Source organism: Streptomyces venetus (assembly GCF_039540295.1).
Classification (GTDB): domain Bacteria; phylum Actinomycetota; class Actinomycetes; order Streptomycetales; family Streptomycetaceae; genus Streptomyces; species Streptomyces venetus.
This window is the reverse complement of record NZ_BAABET010000009.1, coordinates 243,592-262,699: the sequence shown is the minus strand read 5'-3', so window position 1 is coordinate 262,699 and position 19,108 is coordinate 243,592. Positions and strand designations below refer to the sequence as shown.

Here is a 19,108-nt window from a genome sequence, read left to right as displayed (position 1 = left end):
CAGCGAGTACGGTTCTATGGCGACATAAGCTGGGTTTATGAGCAACACGGATGAGCAGTCCGGTCCGTCTTCCGCCGGGTCGCTGGCGCACCGGGTGCCCGATCTGGGCGCCCTGGAACTGCTGCTGGCGGTGGCGCGGCTCGGCAGCCTGGGCGGGGCGGCGCGGGAACTCGGCATCACCCAGCCCGCGGCCAGCAGCCGGGTCCGGTCGATGGAGCGACAGCTCGGTGTGGCGCTGGTGGACCGTTCGCCGCGCGGGTCCCGGCTCACGGACGCCGGGGCGCTGGTGACCGACTGGGCGCGGCGGATCGTCGAGGCGGCTGAGGCGTTCGACGTGGGGGCGCAGGCGCTGCGCGATCGGCGTGATTCGCGGCTGCGGGTGGCGGCGAGCATGACGATCGCCGAGTACCTGCTGCCGGGCTGGCTGCTCGCGCTGCGGGCGCAGCGGCCCGACACGGCGGTGTCGCTGCACGCCGGAAACTCGACGGTGGTCGCGGAACGGCTGCTGTCGGACGAGGCGGATCTGGGGTTCGTGGAGGGGCTCACGGTGCCGACCGGGCTGGACTCGGTGGTCATCGCCCACGACCGGCTGATAGTCGTCACCGCGCCGGGTCACGCCTGGTCGCGCAGGCGGCGCGCGCTGGAGGCGTCGGAGCTGGCGGCGACGCCTCTGATCCTCCGTGAGAAGGGCTCGGGCACGCGGCAGGTCCTCGACGCGGCGCTGGGCGGGCTGGCTCGGCCGCTGATCGAGTTGTCGTCGACGACGGCCGTCAAGGCGGCGGCGGTGAGTGGGGCGGGGCCGGCGGTGCTGAGTGAACTGGCGGTGGGGGAGGAGCTGGCGATGCGGCGGCTTGTGCGGGTGCCGGTGGAGGGGGTCGCGCTCGCGCGTGACCTGAGGGCGGTCTGGCCCACGGGGCACCGTCCGACCGGGCCGGCCCGGGATCTGCTGTCGCTGACGCGGGGGTAGTTTTTTCGCCCCCGCCGCCCCTACCCGTCCCAACCTGAAGGGGCTCTGCCCCTTCGACCCCGCTGGGGGCTGCGCCCCCAGGCCCCCCTTCGGCCTGGACGGCCTCGTCCTCAAACGCCGGACGGGCTGACTGGACGGCCTCGTCCTCGAACGCCGGACGGGCTGAGAGGAGGGGCGAGCTCATGGGTCCCTGGGCGTCAGCCCGCCGCCTCCACCAACGCCCGCATCACCCGCACGTCCTGCCCCATCTCCGGATGCCACTGCACCCCCAGCACCCACCCCGCACCGGACGGCAGCTCCACCGCCTCCACCGTCCCGTCCACCGCGTACGCCGACGGGACCAGGCCCTTGCCCAGGCGGTCCACGGCCTGGTGGTGGTACGACGGCACGGACGTCTCCTCCGGCACGACACCGGCGTACAGACTCCCCGGCACCGGCTTGACGGCATGCTCGCCGAAGACGCCCACCACCTCCGCATGCCCGTCGAGGTGCTGCACCAGCGTCCCGCCGAGAGCGACGTTCAGCAGCTGCATGCCCCGGCAGATCCCCAGCAGCGGCAGCCCCGCGGCCAGCGCCGCCTCGATCAGCGCCAGCTCCCACGCGTCCCGCTCCGGCGCCGGCGGCCCCGTCCGCGGCTCGCGCTCGGCCCCGTACCGCACCGGCTCCACGTCCGGGCCGCCCGCGATGACCAGGCCGTCCAGCCGGGCCACGGCGGCCGCCGCGTGCCGCGGGTCGTCCGGCGGCAGCATCACGGCCAGGCCGCCGGCCCGCTGCACCAGCCGCGGGTAGCCCACCGGCAGCAGCGCGGCCTCCAGCTCCCACACGCCCCAGCGTGCACCGGACTCCAGGTAGGTGCTGACACCGATCAACGGCCTGGTCACGAGAACTCCCTCACGGTCGGACGACTCAGTCCCTTGCCAACTCTGCCTCCGCGGCCGCCAGTGCCGCGAACTCCTCCTCCGGCGCCTTCGCGACCAGCCGCTTACGGCTGTACAGGCCGAAGTACGCGACGGCCACGGCGTACACCACGAGGGCGATGACGGCCGCCGTCACATCCACCAGGAACGTCGCGACCAGCGCCGCGCAGGCCAGCACCAGGGCGACCGAGGAGGTCAGGACCCCGCCCGGCGTACGGTACGGGCGCGGCAGCTCCGGCTCGCGGCGGCGCAGCACGATGTGCGACAGGGACATCAGCGCGTAGGAGATGGTCGCGCCGAAGACCGCGATGTTGAGCATCCGGGCGCCGTCGCCCGACAGCGCGGCCAGCAGGAAGCCGATCGTGCCGGGCACGAGCAGGCCCAGGTACGGCGCCTTGCGGCGGCTGGTGAGGGACAGGAAGCGGGGCAGGTAGCCCGCTCGGGAGAGGGCGAACAGCTGCCGTGAGCCCGCGTAGATCAGCGAGAAGAACGAGGCCACCAGGCCGGCCAGGCCCGCGTAGTTCACGATCCGGCTCAGTGTCGTCGCCTTGCCGCCCGGCTGGAGCGCCTCGACCAGGGGGTTGCCGGCCTCCTGGACCGCGGCGGAGCCGCGGGCGCCGGCGGCGGCGAGGAACGTGACCACCGCCAGCACCACCAGGATTCCCATCGACCAGCGGATGGCCTTCGGCAGCGTACGGGCCGGCTCCTTGGTCTCCTCGGCGGCCAGCGGCACCCCCTCGACGCCCAGGAAGAACCACATGCCGAACGGGAACGCCGCCCAGATGCCGAGCAGGCCGAACGGCAGCCAGGAGCTCGACCCCGCGGCGGTGGAGTCGACCGGGATGTCGTCCAGCGACCCGACCGAGAAGTCGGGCAGGGCCGCCAGCGCGAACACGATCAGGGCCGCCACCGCGATGCCGGTGACGACGAAGCTGAACCGCAGCGCCTCGCCCACGCCCCACAGGTGGATGCCGAGGAAGACGGCGAAGCAGACCAGGTACACGGGCCAGCCCGACTCCAGGCCGAACAGGCCCAGCGACTCGACGTAGTCGCCGATGAAGATGACGATCGCCGCGGGCGCGAGGACGTACTCGATGAGGATCGCCGTACCGGTCAGGAAGCCGCCCCAGGGGCCGAGTGCCCGGCGGGCGAAGCCGTAGCCGCCGCCCGCCGTCGGCAGGATCGAGGACAGTTCGGCGAGGGCGAAGACCATGCACGCGTACATCGCGCCCATGAGCACCATCGCGATCGCGAGGCCCCCGAAGCCGCCCTCGGCGAGGCCGAAGTTCCAGCCCGAGTAGTCGCCGGAGACGACGTAGGCGACGCCGAGACCGGTCAGCAGCACCCAGCCGGCGCTGCCCCGGCGCAGGGTTCTGCGTTCCAGATAGTCGTCGCCCTCCGGGGCGGGGGGTGTGATGGTGGGCTCCTGGGGCATGGGCAGACTCCCGACGGGACGGCGGCGGTCACGGGGCCGAGCGGGTGGCTCAATGGAATGGAGCCATACCTTTGCGGTGCCGAGCGGGGATGGCAAGACCCGTGCGTTAATCACCCGTAAATCCTCACCGGCCGGGGACGCCGCCCGGATCAGCCGAGGAAGCCCCGCAGCAGCGCCGCCGTGCCCCCGCAGTGCTCGCGCATGATCTCCCGCGCCTGGTCGGCGTCGCCCTCGATCACGGCCTCGACCACGGCGGTGTGCTGCCGTTGGGAATGCTCCAGGTTGCGCACCAGCAGCGGGATGCAGTCGAGCAGGTCGTTGACCGTCGCGCGGACGGCCGCGTACTGGGCGGTGAGCGTGGGGGAGCCGGACAGCTCGGCGATCGTGAGGTGCAGCAGCGTGTCCAGGCGGCGGTACTCGGCGAGCGGCGCGTCGTGCGTGCGCGCCAGGGCCTCGCGCAGCCGGTCCGCCTGCCTCTCGTCCAGCCCGTGCGCCGCGCACAGCCCGGCCGCGCCCACCTCCAGCACCTCACGGAAGCGCAGCACGTCCTCTATGTCGACCTCGGCGATCCGGCGCCGCAGCTCGTCCTCGCCGCCGGCGTCCGCGCGCGGCAGCACGAACGTGCCGCCGTACCGGCCGCGCCGCGACTCGACCAGCCCCTGGTCCTGGAGGACCTTCAGCACCTCGCGCAGCGTCACCCGGCTGATCCCCAGCCGCTCCGCCAGCTCCCGCTCGGCCGGCAGCCGCTCGCCCCCCGGCACCAGGCCCAGCCGGACGACCTGGAGGATCTGCTCCAGCGCCTCCTCGAAGCCGTTGCCCGCGCGCACCGGCCGCAGCACCGGTGTCAGTCCGTCCCGCATCTCGCCGACCGCTTCCTCCGTCATGTGGCCGTACCCCCTTCCCAAGCAATGGTTCTCCGCAATACCTTATGGCTCCCGGCGGATCCAAGGCAGCGGATCCAAGGAGCCTAGGAGGCCTTCCCGTGGCAGACCGCACACCCCCGCTGAGCGTCGAGGAGCTGCACGCCCTCGTCGCGGGCGGTGAGATCGACACTGTCGTCCTGGCCTTCCCCGACATGCAAGGGAGGCTCCAGGGCAAGCGGTTCGCCGCACGCTTCTTCCTCGACGAGGTCCTCCAGCACGGCACCGAGGGCTGCAACTACCTGCTCGCCGTCGACACCGAGATGAACACCGTCGACGGCTACGAGATGTCCTCCTGGGACCGCGGCTACGGCGACTTCGCCATGCACCCCGACCTGACCACCCTGCGCCGCGTCCCCTGGAACGAGGGCACGGCCATGCTCCACGCCGACCTCGCCTGGAGCGACGGCTCCCCGGTCGCCGCGGCGCCCCGCCAGATACTGCGCCGCCAGCTGGAGCGCCTCGCCGAACTCGGCTACACCGCCCAGGTCGGCACCGAGCTGGAGTTCATCGTCTTCAAGGACACCTACGAACAGGCCTGGGACGCGAACTACAGAGGCCTGACCCCGGCCAACCAGTACAACATCGACTACTCGGTCCTCGGCACCGGCCGTATCGAGCCCCTGCTGCGCCGGATCCGCAACGAGATGGCCGGCGCCGGCCTCACCGTGGAGTCCGCCAAGGGCGAGTGCAACCCCGGCCAGCACGAGATCGCCTTCCGCTACGACGAGGCCCTGGTCACCTGCGACCAGCACGCCGTGTACAAGACCGGCGCCAAGGAGATCGCCGCCCAGGAGGGCATGTCGATCACCTTCATGGCCAAGTACAACGAGCGCGAGGGCAACTCCTGCCACATCCACCTCTCGCTCGCCGACGCCGACGGCGGCAACGCGATGGCGGGGGCCCGCAAAGGCGGCATGTCCGACGTCATGCGGTACTTCCTCGCCGGACAGCTGGCCGCCCTGCGCGACTTCTCCCTGCTCTACGCCCCCCACATCAACTCCTACAAGCGGTTCCAGCCCGGCTCCTTCGCCCCGACCGCCGTCGCCTGGGGCCACGACAACCGCACCTGCGCGCTGCGCGTCGTCGGCCACGGCCGCTCCCTGCGCTTCGAGAACCGGCTCCCCGGCGGCGACGTCAACCCCTATCTCGCCGTGGCGGGGCTGGTGGCCGCCGGCCTCCACGGCATCGAGCAGAAGCTGGAACTGCCCGAGCCCTGCCCCGGCAACGCCTACACCGCCGACTTCGCCCACGTCCCCACCACCCTGCGCGAGGCCGCCGAGCTCTGGGAGAACAGTCCCATCGCCAAGGCCGCCTTCGGCGACGAGGTCGTCGCGCACTACCGCAACATGGCGCGCGTCGAACTGGACGCCTTCGACGCCGCGGTGACCGACTGGGAGCTGCGCCGCTCCTTCGAACGCATGTGAGGTCCTTCGTGTCTTCCGAGCACCTTCTGGAAGTACTGAACCCAGCGACCGAGGAGGTCGTCGCCGCCGTCGCCGGGGCGAGTCCGGCCGATGTCGACACGGCCGTCACCTGGGCCGCCCGAGCCCAGCGGACCTGGGCCGCCCTGCCCCCCGCGGACCGCACCCGGCTGCTGCGCCGCTTCGCGGCCACCGTCGACGAGCACCTGGAGGAACTGGCCCGCCTGGAGGTCCGCGAGGCCGGCCATCTCATCGGCAACGCCCGCTGGGAGGCCGGCAACGTCCGCGACCTGCTGGACTACGCGGCCGGGGGAGTGGAGCGGCTCACCGGCCGGCAGATCCCGGTGCCCGGCGGCCTGAACGTCACGATCCTCGAACCGCTCGGCGTCGTCGGCGTGATCGCCCCCTGGAACTTCCCCATGCCGATCGCCGCCTGGGGCACCGCCCCCGCCCTCGCGGCCGGCAACGCCGTCCTCCTCAAGCCCGCCGAGACCACCCCGCTCACCGCGCTGCGCCTCGCCGAACTCGCTCTGGAGGCCGGGCTCCCGGAGCACCTCTTCCAGGTCCTGCCGGGACGCGGCGACATCACGGGTGACGCCCTGGTGCGCCACCCCGGAGTCGCCAAGATCGTCTTCACCGGCTCCACCCGCACCGGGACCCGCGTCGCGGCCCTCGGCGCCGAGCAGGTCAAGCCCGTCACCCTCGAACTCGGCGGCAAGAGCCCCAACATCGTCTTCGCCGACGCCGACCTCAAGACCGCCGTCGACCCCTTCTCCTTCCTCGACAACTCCGGCCAGGACTGCTGCGCCCGCACCCGCATCCTGGTCCAGGAGCAGGTCTACGACGAGGTCCGCGAACTCCTCGCGAAGACCCTGGCCGACGTGGTGGTGGGTGACCCGGCCGACGAGAAGACCCAGATGGGCCCGCTGATCTCCCGGCAGCAGCTCGACCGGGTCCGCGGCTTCGTGCCCGACACCGCCGAGGCCCTGCGCGGCAGCGCGCCCGAGGGCCCGGGCTTCTGGTTCCCGCCGACCGTCCTCACTGGGGAGAGCCCCGACTCGGCAGCCGCCTGCGAGGAGATCTTCGGCCCGGTCGCCGTGCTGCTGCCCTTCACCGACGAGGCGGACGCGATCCGCCTGGCCAACGACACCCCCTACGGCCTCTCCGGCTCCATCTGGACCCGCGACGTCGGCCGTGCCCTGCGCGTCTCCCAGGCCGTCCGCGCCGGCAACCTGTCCGTCAACTCCCATGCCAGCGTCCGCTACTGGACCCCGTTCGGCGGCTTCAAGCAGTCGGGCGTCGGCCGCGAGCTCGGCCCCGACGCCCTGGCCGCCTTCACCGAAACCAAGAACGTCTTCATCAGCACGGAGGGCCCCGCACAGTGACCGAAGCAATCGTGTGCCGTCGCCTCGTCGGCCGTACGGCCGTCATCACCGGAGCCGGCAGCGGCATCGGCCTCGCCACCGCCCGCCGCCTCGCCTCCGAAGGCGCCCAGGTCGTCTGCGGCGACGTCGACGAGGCCCGCGGCAAGGCGGTCGCCGACGAGGTCGGCGGCATCTTCGTGAAGGTCGACGTCACCGACGCCGAGCAGGTCGAGGCCCTCTTCAAGGCCGCCCACGACACCTACGGCAGCGTCGACATCGCCTTCAACAACGCCGGCATCTCCCCGCCCGACGACGACTCCATCCTGGAGACCGGCCTGGAGGCCTGGAAGCGCGTCCAGGAGGTCAACCTCACCTCCGTCTACCTGTGCTGCAAGGCCGCCATCCCGTACATGCGGCAGCAGGGCAGGGGCTCCATCATCAACACGGCCTCCTTCGTGGCCCGCATGGGCGCTGCGACCTCCCAGATCTCGTACACCGCCTCCAAGGGCGGCGTCCTCGCCATGTCCCGCGAACTGGGCGTGCAGTTCGCCCGCGACGGCATCCGGGTCAACGCCCTGTGCCCCGGCCCGGTCAACACCCCCCTCCTCCAGGAGCTGTTCGCCAAGGACCCGGAGCGCGCCGCCCGCCGCCTGGTGCACATCCCGGTGGGCCGGTTCGCCGAGGCCGAGGAGATCGCCGCCGCGGTCGCCTTCCTCGCCAGCGACGACTCCTCCTTCGTGAACGCCACGGACTTCCTGGTCGACGGCGGGATCGCGGGGGCGTACGTCACACCCCTGTAGACGGTGTCCTGGCGGCCCGGATCTCGCCCTACAGTGCCGGGATGAGCATGACGCCACCGCCCGGCTGGTATCCCGATCCGCACGGGCCGCACCTGGAACGCTGGTGGGACGGCACCGCATGGACCGAGCACCGCCGTGCCCCCGCCGGGCAGGTGCCCCCGCCGCCGGGCGGCGGCACCGGGCGGGCGAAGGCCGTCGCCGTCACCGCCGCCGGGGCCGTCCTCGTCGCCGCGGTCGTCACCGGCGCCGTCGTCCTCGGCGGCGGTGACGACCGCGGCGCGCAGACCGGGACCGGCCCCACGCCCGCGGCCCCGGCCACCGTCGTGCCGTCCGCGACGACGCCCGAGGCCTCGGCCTCCGAGCCGTCCGCCGACGACCCGGCCGTGGTCGAGGACCAGCTCAACGGCGTCACCTTCCCGCTGCTCGACGGCTGGGTCCGGCCCCAGTACGTCGCCCAGAAGGACGCCGTCATGACGACGGACGGCACCTACGACTGCCCCGGCGACGGCACCGTCTGCCGCCACGGTCTCGTCCTCTCCCGCACGGTCACGTCGAACGACGAGAAGTCCCCCGAGGCCCTCGCCAAGGAGGACATCTCCGATGCGGCCGAGGACGCCTTCGACCGCGACACGATCGGACGCAAGCCCTACGGGGGCATGGAGTCCCACGAGGTCGTCGGGTCAGGGCCGGTGGCGGTGGCCGGCCGCGCCGGGTACTTCGTGCGCTGGCGCGTGCGGACCGCGAAGGGGCCGGGCGGCTACGTCCAGTCGCTGGTCTTCCCCTCCAGCGTCGGCACCGAGTCGCCGGTCCTCGTCCGCTACGTCTTCGACGCGGGCGAGGACGGGCCGCCGCTCGCCGACATGGACCGCATCACCAAGGGCATCCGGCCGGTCGGCGACGCGGACACCGGCGGCGGTGTGGGCAGCAGCATCGGCCCCTCGGACCGACAGGGCCCTTCGGACTGACGGGTGCCGCCCTTCGCCTACAGGAACGTGTGCCCCTCACCGCGGTACGTCGGCACGGTCGCCGTCACCGCGTCGCCCTCGATCAGGTGCAGCCGGTCGAACCGCTCGCACAGCTCACCGGCCTTCGCGTGCCGGAACCACACCTTGTCGCCGGCCAGCAGGTCGTCGGCGGGCGAGCCGAGCAGCGGCGTCTGCACCTCACCGGCCCCCTCCTGGGGGTCGTAGCGCAGCCCCTCCGGCAGGTACGGCACGGGCGACCGGTCGGCCCCGGCCGCCCCGGACGCGGGATACCCGCCGCCGAGCACGGTCACCACCCCCACCCCCGGCCGCCGTACGACGGGCTGGGCGAAGAGGGCCGCCGGACGGCCGCTGAACGAGGTGTAGTTGTCGAACAGCCGCGGCACGTACAGCCCCGACCCGGCGGCGATCTCGGTCACCGCCTCCTCGGCCGCCGTGTGCTGCACCGAGCCCGTGCCACCGCCGTTGACGAACTCCAGCCCCGGCACGACGGCACGGACCGCACGCACCACCTCCGCGCGGCGTTCGGCGAGTTCACGCCTGGCCGCGGCCTGCATCAGCCGTACGGCTCGCGACCGCAGCGGCCGCCCCGCCACCGCGTCCCCGACGCCCGCGACATGGCCCTCGTACGCCATGATCCCCACGACCTCGAAGCCCGGCCGCCGGGCCACCGCCCGGGCCACGTCGGCGACCTGGGCGGGGGAGTGCAGCGGCGAACGCCGGGCACCGATCCGCACCCGTCCGCCGAGGAGCTTGAGGGACGTGTCCAACTCCAGGCACACGCGCACGACTTCCCGCCCGCCGCCCCGGGACGCGTCGATCAGATCCAGCTGGGCGACATCGTCGACCATCACGGTGACGGCGGCCGCGAGTTTGGGATCACCGGCCAGTTCCGCGAACGCGGCGCGGTCGGCGGACGGGTAGGCGAGCAGCACGTCCTCGAACCCCGACCGGGCCAGCCACAGCGACTCGGCCAGGGTGAACGACATGATCCCCGCGAACCCGTCGCGGGCCAGGACGCGTTCGAGCAGCGCCCGGCACCGCACGGACTTGCTGGCGACCCGGACGGGCTTGCCGCCGGCGCGGCGGACCAGATCGGCGGCATTGGCGTCGAAGGCGTCCAGGTCCACGATCGCGAGAGGGGCGTCGAGATGGGCTGTGGCCCGGTCGTAACGGGCCCGGTCGGCGGCGCGCGCAGTCATGGACGCAGCCTGCCAGACAGGATTACCGCAGGGTAGGGGGACGTTCCGGGCAGATGCCCCGGCGTCGTGGACTGGTTCCCGTTCACGCAGGAACACGCCGTAGAGTGACGCGCACGTACGGCGGAACGACACCGGCCGGAGGTCCGCTCCGGGATGACGATCCGTCCGTACGGGTATGTGTGCCCGGGACGACTGCGTGCCGGGCCTCGGGCGGCACGACACCGGCCCGCGCAGCACGAAGCGGCCCGGGCACGAGGAAACGGGGGGTGCATGAGCACGGAAGCACAGCGTGCCTCTTTCCCCCCTCGCCCCAGCGCCCCACCACGCCCCTCACACCCACCGACCGCCCCGGAAGACACCAGGACGGCCCGGCCGGACACCCCGCCCGAGCCCTCCGAACCGCCCGCGGCGACGCCGACCACGGACGACCGTGACCGTCCCGGCACCGGAAACACGCCCCCGACCGAGGGCGGTTCGCTTCCGCCCGGCGACTCGAACGAACAGCCCCGCTCGGCGGGCCCCGCGCCCTCCGGCGCGACCGGCACTCAGAGCGGCCCTGCTCGCCCGACGGGCCCGGCCCCCTCCGGCCCGGCCGGTGGCGCGGACCGGCACTCCCGCACTTCCGGCCCGGTGTCCTCCGGCTCGAACGGGCAGTTCCGCTCGGCGGGCCCCGCGTCCTCCGGTTCGACCGGCACTCAGAGCGGCCCTGCTCGCCCGACGGGCCCGGCCCCGTCCGGCCCGGCCGGTGGCGCGGACCGGCACTCCCGCACTTCCGGCCCGGTGTCCTCCGGCTCGAATGGGCAGTTCCGCTCGGCGGGCTCGGCGTCCTCCGACTTGGCCGGTGAGCTTGACGGGCGCCCGCGTACGCCCGGTCCGGCGTCCTCCGGCCCGAACGGGCAGATCCGTACGGCGGGCCCGGCGTCCTCGGGTTCGACCGGCACTCAGAGCGGCCCTGCTCGCCCGACGGGCCCGGCCCCCTCCGGTCCGGCCGGTGGCGCGGACCGGAACTCCCGCACTTCCGGGCCGGCGTCCTCCGCCCCGGCCGGGGCCGCCCGTTTCCCGCGCGTCGGCCCCGCCGCCGAGCCCTCCACCCCCGAGCGCACCGAGCCCGGCGCTCCCCCCGCGCCCCGGCGCGCCGAGCCCAGGACACCGCCCCCGCCCCGCGCCTCCGCGCGTTTCCCGGACGCGCCGCCCAGCGTCGGCGGCGAGACCCGGGCCGGGGCGGGGGGACGGTCCACAGCGCCCGATGTCCCCCCGCGGCCCCGTCACCAGCCCACGCCGGGATCGTCCGGGAGGCCGGACCGTGGGGAGGCTCCGGGCGGGGCCTCGTCGCAAGCGGCGGTTCGGCCGGGCAGTCGCCTCCGCCCGCCACGTCGTACCGGCGCGCCCTCAGAGGAAGCGCCGGAGACGACCGCACGCCTGCGCCCCGTCCCCGCCGACCCCGCACCCGCCGAGCGGGCCGCCCGGCCGGGCACCGAGGCCGCAGACGCCTTCGGCCGCTCCGGTGCCCCGGGCTCCGCCCCCGCCTCGGCAGGACGTGCCGGTGCCACGCGGCCCGGTGCCTCGACGCGCCCCTCGCACGAGACGCGCGCGGGTGACGGTGCCGGACCCGGTGCCGACACTCTCGCCACCACCGGGCGCGGGATGCGCATGCCGTCCGCGCCCACCGGGCGTCCCACCCCCGCCCCGCCGACCCCGTCCGCCCCGCACGCGCCCACGCCCGTGACCCCTGACCCGGCCCTTTCCTGGAGCGCCTTTTCGTCGCGGCCCCTCGTGTCCTTCGGAGCGCCTGAGGGCTACGACGGCGACGGACAGCCCCGGCCCCTCGGGCGGCGCGGCGCGTCGCAGGCCGCCGCGGCCGCCGTCTGTCTCGTGCTCGGTCTGGGGCTCATCTCGGGCGCGGTCACCGGGAGCTGGCTCGCCGGGGACTCCGGCGAGGAAGGCACGCGCAGCACCTTCGCCGCGGCCGGGAGCCTGTGGCACAACGTCCCGGTCGACCAGCTGTTCCCGCCCACCGTGGAGGGGCAGGGCGCCGGCCCCGGCGGAGCCGACCGCACCTGGACCCGCATCGCCGTCGCCCCCGACAGCGGCTGCAAGGGCGCCTTCGACCCCCTGCTGCGCACGGCCCTGGCCCCCGTCGGCTGCGAGCGGCTCCTGCGCGCCACCTACACCGACGCCACCCAGAGCTACGTCACCACGGTCGGCCTGCTCTTCACCACGGCCGACGCCCCGGGCATGACCTCCCTCGCGAACCGTTTCCGCAAGGAGCGCCTGGACCGCCGCAGCGACCTGATGCCCCTGCCGTACGCCGCCAAGGACACCCCCGCCGCCCACTTCGGGGCCGCCCAGCGCGCCTCCTGGACCGTCTCCGTGCTGACCGAGGCCCCGGTCGTCGTCTACGCCGTCTCCGGCTGGGCCGACGGCCGCAGCGTCGACGACCCGCAGCCCGCCGAGGACGCCATGCAGTCCGGTGCCACCACAGCCCAGGCCCAGGCAGGACTCGGCAACGAGGCACAGGGCCTCGCGGACCGCGTCGAACGCGGCCTGCGCAAGAACGTCCGCTCGGCCTCGGAGCAGCCGTCGTGAAAGCCACCAGGAAGCCGGCCGGGAGAGCCGCCGGGGCCGGCCGGTCCGCCGCACTGAGCGTCCTGCTCGCCGCCGGCCTCGTCCTCCTCCCCGCCACCACCGCCCACGCCGACGGCATCCGTGCCCAGCAGTGGGCCCTGGAGGCCATGCACACACAGGAGGCCTGGCAGACCACGAAGGGCGAGGGCATCACCGTCGCGGTCCTGGACACCGGCGTCGAGGCCGACCACCCCGACCTGGTCGGCAACGTCCTCACCGGCAAGGACCTGGTCGGCTTCGGAGCCGAGAGGGGCGATCGCGCCTGGGCCCGGCACGGCACCGCCATGGCCGGCATCATCGCCGGCCACGGACACGGTCCGGGCAACGGCGACGGCGTCATCGGCATCGCCCCCGAGGCGAAGATCCTCCCCGTCCGCGTCATCCTGGAGGACGGCGACTCCTCCCGCGCCAAGGCCCGCAGCACCCGCGGCAACGCCCTCGCCGACGGCATCCGCTGGGCCACCGACCACGGCGCCGACGTCATCAACCTCTCCCTCGGCGACGACTCGTCCTCCGCGCACCCCGAACCCACCGAGGACCAGGCCATCCAGTACGCCCTGAAGAAGGGCGTGATCGTCGTCGCCTCCGCCGGCAACGGCGGCGAGAAGGGCGACCACATCTCCTACCCGGCCGCCTACCCCGGCGTCATCGCGGCCACCGCCGTCGACCGCTCCGGCACCCGCGCCACCTTCTCCACCCGCCGCTGGTACGCCACCGTCAGCGCCCCGGGAGTCGACGTCGTCATCGCCGATCCCGACCAGAAGTACTACGAGGGCTGGGGCACCAGCGCCGCCGCCGCCTTCGTCTCCGGCGCCGCCGCCCTGGTCAAGGCCGCGCACCCCGACCTGACCCCGGCCCAGGTCAAGACGCTCCTGGAGGACACCGCACGCAACGCCCCCGCCGGGGGCCGCGACGACTCCCGCGGCTTCGGCTTCGTCGACCCGGCCGCCGCCATCAAGGCCGCCGACCGGATCCGGCCGCAGGGCCTGCACTCGGCGGCGTACGGCGAGAAGTACTTCGGCAGCGGCCCGGACTCCGCCGCCTCCGGGGACGACACCGCCGACTGGGCCGCTCCCCTCGCGGGCGGTGCGGGCGGTGTCCTGCTGGTCGCGGCCGTGGTCCTGTGGCGTGGCCGCCGCGCGAGCCGCGACGACTTCTAGAAGACGAACGTCTATGGAGGCGAACCTCCAGGAGCCGAGCACCGGAACCGCTGCCGACGCGTCGGCACCCGGCCTATAGGGTCGACGACCGTGGCGAACAAGAACATCCCCGACCCCGGCTTCTCCGACGACGACGGCTCCGCCGACCCCCGGCTGAGCGCGGCACTCGCCGCCTGGTCCGAGGACCGGGATGCCGTGGGGCCGGTCCTGGACGCCCTCAAGGGCGCCCGGCTGCTCGTCCCCGTCGTGGCCGTGCTCGGCGAGGTCGAGGAGGACGAGCGGGGACTGCGCCGCGAGAAGACCAGCGACATGGCCGTACCGACGCTGAAGGCCGGAAACCGCACCGCCCTCCCCGCCTTCACCTCCACCGACTCCCTCGCCCGCTGGGACCCGGCGGCCCGCCCCGTCGCCGTACCGCTGCACCAGGCGCTCCAGGCGGCGGCGCACGAGAAGGCGGACACGGTCGTGCTCGACCTGGCCGGGCCCGTGCCCTTCGAACTGACGGGACCCGCGCTGCTCGCCCTCGCGGAGGGCCGTACGAGCACCGACCCGCTCGCCGACCCGGCCGTCGTCGGGGCCGTACGCGCCGCCGTGGCCGCCGAGCCCGCCGTCCTGCGCGCCCACCTCGGGCCGGGCCGGGCCGACGGCACCCTCGCCCTGGTCCTGGACCCGGCCGCGGCCCCCGCCGAGGCCGCGCAGGCCGTCGCCCGGCGGCTCGCCGCCGACGAGACACTGAGGGCCCGCCTGGTGCGCGGCCTCGACCTGGCACTGCTGCCGGCCGGGGCGACGCCACCGGGCGAGCCCTTGTACGAACGCTGACGCGGACGATCAGCCGCGGCGGAAACTAGCCGTAGACCGGGCCGGTGTACTTCTCGCCCGGCCCCTTGCCCGGCTCGTCCGGGACCAGCGAGGCCTCCCGGAACGCGAGCTGGAGCGACTTCAGGCCGTCGCGCAGCGGAGCCGCGTGGAACGAGCTGATCTCGGTCGCGGTCGCGTCCAGCAGACCGGCCAGCGCGTGCACCAGCTTGCGGGCCTCGTCGAGGTCCTTGTGCTTGTCGCCCTCCTCGGTCAGACCGAGCTTGACGGCGGCGGCGCTCATCAGGTTGACGGCGACCGTCACGATCACCTCGACCGCCGGGACCTCGGCGATGTCGCGGGCCATGGCGTCGAAGTCGGGGGACTCAGGAGGGGTCTCACTCATGCCCCACACGATAGGCGCAGCGGCGGCGCGCGCCGTACCGGCCCCCGAGGCGCCTGAATTAGCCGTTCCTGGCCATTGCTGGTAACCTCGTGTAACGACCGGTCGGACCCGTATGCCTAGCGGCCCGCGAGCCCGACCCACAAGTGGAGGCTTTCGAACTCCCACCTGACCGCCCCCAGGGCGTCGGGTCACCGGTCAGACGGTCCCGTCCCAGCGGCGGTGATCCGTCCGAAAGCGCGCCCCGCGGCACCCCGCGGCGGTGCTCCGGTAGTTCGAGGAGCCCCGCCTGGGATCGTCCGGGGCATTTTTTCTGCTTCGGCGCGGTTAGGTCTAACGAATAGAGACGTTACGCGGCCGTCCGCCAGACCGTCGCGTGGTGCTACCGAGGAGGATCCATCAGCGCCGAGCCCCGCATCAACGACCGGATTCGCGTTCCCGAGGTGCGACTTGTCGGTCCCAGTGGCGAGCAGGTGGGCATCGTCCCGCTGGCCAAGGCACTGGAGCTTGCGCAGGAGTACGACCTGGACCTGGTCGAGGTCGCGGCGAACGCCCGTCCGCCCGTGTGCAAGCTCATGGACTACGGGAAGTTCAAGTACGAGTCGGCCATGAAGGCCCGTGAGGCGCGCAAGAACCAGGCGCACACGGTCATCAAGGAGATGAAGCTCCGGCCGAAGATCGACCCGCACGACTATGACACCAAGAAGGGTCACGTCGTCCGGTTCCTCAAGCAGGGCGACAAGGTCAAGATCACGATCATGTTCCGTGGTCGCGAGCAGTCCCGGCCCGAGCTGGGCTACCGACTGCTGCAGCGTCTCGCGGAGGACGTCCAGGACCTCGGTTTCGTGGAGTCGAACCCGAAGCAGGACGGCCGGAACATGATCATGGTTCTCGGTCCGCACAAGAAGAAGACCGAGGCGATGGCCGAGGCTCGCCAGGCGCAGGAGGCCCGCAAGGCGGAGGCGAAGGCCCACCCCGGCCGCTCGCAGAACGCCGCGGAAGCCGACGCTGACGCCGAGGCGCCGGCCGAGGAGCCCGCCGAGGCGTGACCCCCGGGACGCGAGTCCCAGGAAGCAACCGAAACAAGACGACGCTCCACCGTGCCCGGTTTCACGACCGGGCACCGGAGCGCCACCGACGAGGAGAGTACGGCGCTATGCCGAAGAACAAGTCGCACAGCGGGTCCAGCAAGCGCTTCAAGGTCACCGGCTCCGGCAAGGTGCTCCGCGAGCGCGCCGGCAAGCGCCACCTGCTCGAGCACAAGTCGTCCCGTGTGACGCGTCGCCTCACCGGCAACGCCGAGATGGCCCCGGGCGACGCCAAGAAGATCAAGAAGCTTCTCGGCAAGTGACGCCCGGCGCGTGAGCGCCGCACGTCAGGACCGGGACCCAATCGATTTCGGGCCGTGTGAGTACCACCACGGCCCCGCTACAAGGAGTTAAGAAGTGGCACGCGTCAAGCGGGCAGTCAACGCCCACAAGAAGCGCCGGGCGATCCTCGAGCAGGCCTCCGGCTACCGCGGTCAGCGTTCGCGCCTGTACCGCAAGGCCAAGGAGCAGGTCACCCACTCGCTGGTCTACAACTACAACGACCGCAAGAAGCGCAAGGGTGACTTCCGCCAGCTGTGGATCCAGCGCATCAACGCCGCTGCCCGCGCCAACGGCATGACCTACAACCGCTTCATCCAGGGTCTGAAGGCCGCGAACATCGAGGTCGACCGCAAGATCCTGGCCGAGCTGGCCGTCAACGACGCCGGCGCCTTCGCCGCGCTCGTCGAGGTCGCCCAGAAGGCGCTGCCGAGCGACGTCAACGCGCCGAAGGCTGCGTGACGCCGCGCCGGCACTGAGCCGACGTGACTGAAGGACCCGCAGGCCGACCGGCCTGCGGGTCCTGCTGTGTCCGAGTTAGTGACAAGGTGAATCGCATGCCCACCCCCGAGCTCATCTCCCCCCGCTCCTCGCGCGTCCTGGCCGCGCGGCGGCTGGCCAAGCGGAACTTCCGGGGGAAGGAGCGGTTGTTCCTCGCGGAGGGACCGCAGGCGGTGCGGGAGGCGGCGGAGCACCGGGCCGGGGGCTCGGCCACGCTCGTGGAGCTGTTCGCCACGCCCGAGGCGGCCGACCGGTACGCCGACATCGTGGGGGCCGCCCGGGACGTCGGCGCCCGGGTGCACCTCGCCTCCGAGCAGGTCGTCGCCGACATCTCCACCACCGTCACGCCCCAGGGCCTCGTCGGGATCTGCCGGTTCCTGGACACCCCCTTCGAGGAGGTCCTCGCAGCCCGCCCGCGGCTGGTCGCCCTGCTCGCGAACGTGCGTGACCCCGGCAACGCCGGAACCGTGCTGCGCTGCGCCGACGCGGCAGGTGCCGAGGCCGTGGTGCTGACCGACGCCTCCGTCGACGTGTACAACCCCAAGGCCGTCCGGGCCTCCGTCGGCTCCCTGTTCCACCTGCCCGTCGCCGTCGGCGTGCCCGTGGAGCGGGCGGTCGAGGGGCTGCGGGCCGAGGGCGTGCGCGTCCTCGCCGCCGACGGGGCGGGCGACCGCGACCTCGACGCCGAGCTCGACAAGGGCACCATGGGCGGGCCGACCGCCTGGGTCTTCGGCAACGAGGCCTGGGGCCTGCCGGAGGAGACCCGCGCCCTCACCGACGCCGTCGTACGCGTCCCGATCCACGGGAAGGCCGAGAGCCTGAACCTCGCCACCGCCGCCGCCGTATGTCTCTATGCGTCGGCGCGTGCACAGCGCGCCCCCGGAGGGTGCCGCTCCGTCACCGGGAACTAGTAAGGTGACCAGCTCAGGGACCCTCTGCGGAGCCTGAGAGGTGGGGTACGGGGATGAGTGTCGGCACGAGCAGCGGCCCGGGCGCCCAGGACGCCGGGAGCCCGCCCGCCGCGTCCCGGCCGCCGGGTGATCTCGCCGGCCTCGGCATCGACCCCGACCAGCTGCCCGACGGGCTCGTCGTCGCCGACGAGCAGGGCCGTGTCATCTGCTTCAACGCCGCCGCCGAGCGCATCACCGCCGTCCGTGCCCGCGACGCCCTCGGGCAGCCGCTGGAGAAGGCCCTGCCGTTAGAGGACCTGGAAGGCCGCCGCTGGTGGCAGCTGACCGACCCGTACGGCGGCCTCGCCATCCGCGTCGGGCAGCCCGAGCGGAACCTCCTGCTGCCGGGCGGCCGTGAGGTGCTGGTCTCCGCGCGCTACGTCCGCACCCGGCCCACCGGGCCCGTCCGCCGCCTCGTCGTCACCCTGCGCGACACCGAGGCCCGGCGCCGCACCGAGCGCAGCCACGCCGAGCTGATCGCCACCGTCGCCCACGAACTGCGCTCCCCGCTCACCTCGGTCAAGGGCTTCACCGCCACGCTGCTCGCCAAGTGGGAACGCTTCACCGACGACCAGAAGCGGCTGATGCTGGAGACCGTCGACGCCGACGCCGACCGCGTCACCCGGCTCATCGCCGAGCTGCTCGACATCTCACGGATCGACTCCGGCCGGCTCGAGGTGCGGCGCCAGCCCGTCGACATCGGCGCCGCCGTCGGACGGCACATCCAGGCCTACGTCGCCGCCGGGCAGCCCGCCGACCGGTTCCTGCTGCGCGTCCAGCAGCCGCTGCCCGCCCTGTGGGCCGACCCCGACAAGATCGACCAGGTGCTCAGCAACCTCCTGGAAAATGCCGTGCGGCACGGCGAGGGAACTGTCACGATCGACGTCACGGCCACGGCGTCCCCCCGCGACGGCGAGCACGGCGAGAGCGGCGAGAAGGCGGCCACGTCGGTCACGGTGAGCGACGAGGGGCCCGGCATCCCGGAGGAATCCATGAACCGCGTCTTCACCCGCTTCTGGCGGGGCAGCAAGCGCGGTGGCACGGGCCTCGGGCTCTACATCGTCAAGGGCATCGTCGAGGCCCATGGAGGCACCATCGAGGTCGGCCGCGCCCCCGGCGCCGGCGCCGAGTTCCGATTTACGTTGCCCGTGAGCGCTCCGGCATATCTCGCCTGAGCCGCCCGCGGGCGCATTCGTACATGCCCACCCCGTTAGACTCGGCCATTGGCACCTCTGTGTCCTTCACACGGCCCTCGCGAGTCGCGGAGTGGGTGACGGGGACCATCAGCCAGCCAA

General features: G+C 73.3%; 19 protein-coding genes. 13 read left to right on the top strand and 6 right to left on the bottom strand.

The window, feature by feature from the left end; translation table 11 throughout:
- Positions 1 to 37: 37 nt before the first annotated feature.
- Positions 38 to 967 carry a LysR family transcriptional regulator gene (locus ABEA82_RS28595; RefSeq protein WP_345664561.1) on the top strand — a complete coding sequence of 310 codons (930 nt, stop codon included), beginning with the start codon at positions 38 to 40 and terminating at the stop codon, positions 965 to 967.
- A 197-nt stretch (positions 968 to 1,164) separates the two neighbouring features.
- Here ABEA82_RS28595 and ABEA82_RS28590 read toward each other — a convergent pair whose 3' ends face one another.
- The 3 genes from ABEA82_RS28590 to ABEA82_RS28580 all read right to left on the bottom strand — a co-directional run bounded on the left by ABEA82_RS28590 (position 1,165) and on the right by ABEA82_RS28580 (position 4,203).
- Complete coding sequence (locus ABEA82_RS28590; RefSeq protein WP_345664664.1) at positions 1,165 to 1,836, bottom strand: gamma-glutamyl-gamma-aminobutyrate hydrolase family protein; 672 nt, start codon at positions 1,834 to 1,836, stop codon at positions 1,165 to 1,167.
- Between the two features lie 37 nt (positions 1,837 to 1,873).
- A complete protein-coding gene (eat, locus tag ABEA82_RS28585; RefSeq protein WP_345664560.1) occupies positions 1,874 to 3,319 on the bottom strand; it encodes an ethanolamine permease in 1,446 nt (481 codons plus the stop codon).
- Between the two features lie 149 nt (positions 3,320 to 3,468).
- Positions 3,469 to 4,203, bottom strand: coding sequence for a FadR/GntR family transcriptional regulator (locus ABEA82_RS28580; protein ID WP_345664559.1), 735 nt, complete (start codon positions 4,201 to 4,203; stop codon positions 3,469 to 3,471).
- A gap of 98 nt (positions 4,204 to 4,301) precedes the next feature.
- On the opposite strand from ABEA82_RS28580, the gene ABEA82_RS28575 reads away from it, so the two are divergent.
- Genes ABEA82_RS28575 through ABEA82_RS28560 form a run of 4 tightly spaced genes read left to right on the top strand, consistent with a single transcriptional unit; the run spans position 4,302 to position 8,792 of the window.
- The gene (locus tag ABEA82_RS28575) at positions 4,302 to 5,666 is read left to right on the top strand and encodes a glutamine synthetase family protein (RefSeq protein WP_345664558.1); all 1,365 of its coding nucleotides are present in this window, start codon (positions 4,302 to 4,304) and stop codon (positions 5,664 to 5,666) included.
- Positions 5,667 to 5,674: 8 nt separating this feature from the next.
- A complete protein-coding gene (locus ABEA82_RS28570; RefSeq protein ID WP_345664557.1) occupies positions 5,675 to 7,048 on the top strand; it encodes an aldehyde dehydrogenase family protein in 1,374 nt (457 codons plus the stop codon).
- Positions 7,045 to 7,827, top strand: a complete 783-nt coding sequence (locus ABEA82_RS28565) for a 3-oxoacyl-ACP reductase (protein ID WP_345664556.1) — start codon at positions 7,045 to 7,047, stop codon at positions 7,825 to 7,827. The genes ABEA82_RS28570 and ABEA82_RS28565 overlap by 4 nt, the downstream gene beginning before the upstream one ends.
- A 47-nt stretch (positions 7,828 to 7,874) precedes the next feature.
- Positions 7,875 to 8,792 carry a DUF2510 domain-containing protein gene (locus ABEA82_RS28560; RefSeq protein ID WP_345664663.1) on the top strand — a complete coding sequence of 306 codons (918 nt, stop codon included), beginning with the start codon at positions 7,875 to 7,877 and terminating at the stop codon, positions 8,790 to 8,792.
- A gap of 17 nt (positions 8,793 to 8,809) precedes the next feature.
- On the opposite strand, the gene ABEA82_RS28555 is transcribed toward ABEA82_RS28560, so the two are convergent.
- Together ABEA82_RS28555 and ABEA82_RS28550 are read right to left on the bottom strand one after the other, a co-directional pair.
- On the bottom strand, positions 8,810 to 10,012 hold the full coding sequence (locus tag ABEA82_RS28555; protein ID WP_345664555.1) for an amino acid deaminase/aldolase: 1,203 nt from the start codon (positions 10,010 to 10,012) through the stop codon (positions 8,810 to 8,812).
- Positions 10,013 to 10,953: 941 nt separating this feature from the next.
- The gene (locus tag ABEA82_RS28550; RefSeq protein ID WP_345664554.1) at positions 10,954 to 11,250 is read right to left on the bottom strand and encodes a hypothetical protein; all 297 of its coding nucleotides are present in this window, start codon (positions 11,248 to 11,250) and stop codon (positions 10,954 to 10,956) included.
- Positions 11,251 to 11,785: 535 nt separating this feature from the next.
- Here ABEA82_RS28550 and ABEA82_RS28545 point away from each other — a divergent pair.
- From ABEA82_RS28545 to ABEA82_RS28535, 3 genes are all read left to right on the top strand, one after another.
- On the top strand, positions 11,786 to 12,598 hold the full coding sequence (locus ABEA82_RS28545) for a hypothetical protein (protein ID WP_345664553.1): 813 nt from the start codon (positions 11,786 to 11,788) through the stop codon (positions 12,596 to 12,598).
- Positions 12,595 to 13,797, top strand: coding sequence for a type VII secretion-associated serine protease mycosin (mycP, locus tag ABEA82_RS28540; protein WP_345664552.1), 1,203 nt, complete (start codon positions 12,595 to 12,597; stop codon positions 13,795 to 13,797). The genes ABEA82_RS28545 and mycP overlap by 4 nt, the downstream gene beginning before the upstream one ends.
- Positions 13,798 to 13,887: 90 nt before the next feature.
- On the top strand, positions 13,888 to 14,616 hold the full coding sequence (locus ABEA82_RS28535; RefSeq protein WP_345664551.1) for an SseB family protein: 729 nt from the start codon (positions 13,888 to 13,890) through the stop codon (positions 14,614 to 14,616).
- Between the two features lie 25 nt (positions 14,617 to 14,641).
- Here the strand turns inward: ABEA82_RS28535 and ABEA82_RS28530 are convergent, their stop codons facing one another.
- Positions 14,642 to 14,998: a DUF1844 domain-containing protein gene (locus tag ABEA82_RS28530; RefSeq protein ID WP_345664550.1), complete on the bottom strand. Its 357-nt coding sequence runs from the start codon at positions 14,996 to 14,998 to the stop codon at positions 14,642 to 14,644.
- A gap of 395 nt (positions 14,999 to 15,393) precedes the next feature.
- Here ABEA82_RS28530 and infC point away from each other — a divergent pair, with 395 nt between their 5' ends.
- From infC to ABEA82_RS28505, 5 genes are all read left to right on the top strand, one after another.
- Positions 15,394 to 16,044: a translation initiation factor IF-3 gene (gene infC, locus ABEA82_RS28525; protein ID WP_345664662.1), complete on the top strand. Its 651-nt coding sequence runs from the start codon at positions 15,394 to 15,396 to the stop codon at positions 16,042 to 16,044.
- Positions 16,045 to 16,151: 107 nt separating this feature from the next.
- Positions 16,152 to 16,346 (top strand): 50S ribosomal protein L35, encoded by a 195-nt coding sequence (gene rpmI, locus ABEA82_RS28520; RefSeq protein ID WP_003989075.1) that lies wholly within the window; start codon positions 16,152 to 16,154, stop codon positions 16,344 to 16,346.
- Positions 16,347 to 16,440: 94 nt separating this feature from the next.
- The gene (gene rplT / locus ABEA82_RS28515) at positions 16,441 to 16,824 is read left to right on the top strand and encodes a 50S ribosomal protein L20 (RefSeq protein ID WP_010045263.1); all 384 of its coding nucleotides are present in this window, start codon (positions 16,441 to 16,443) and stop codon (positions 16,822 to 16,824) included.
- Positions 16,825 to 16,919: 95 nt separating this feature from the next.
- On the top strand, positions 16,920 to 17,774 hold the full coding sequence (locus tag ABEA82_RS28510; protein ID WP_345664549.1) for a TrmH family RNA methyltransferase: 855 nt from the start codon (positions 16,920 to 16,922) through the stop codon (positions 17,772 to 17,774).
- Between the two features lie 53 nt (positions 17,775 to 17,827).
- Positions 17,828 to 18,988, top strand: a complete 1,161-nt coding sequence (locus ABEA82_RS28505; RefSeq protein ID WP_345664548.1) for a sensor histidine kinase — start codon at positions 17,828 to 17,830, stop codon at positions 18,986 to 18,988.
- Positions 18,989 to 19,108 lie beyond the last annotated feature (120 nt).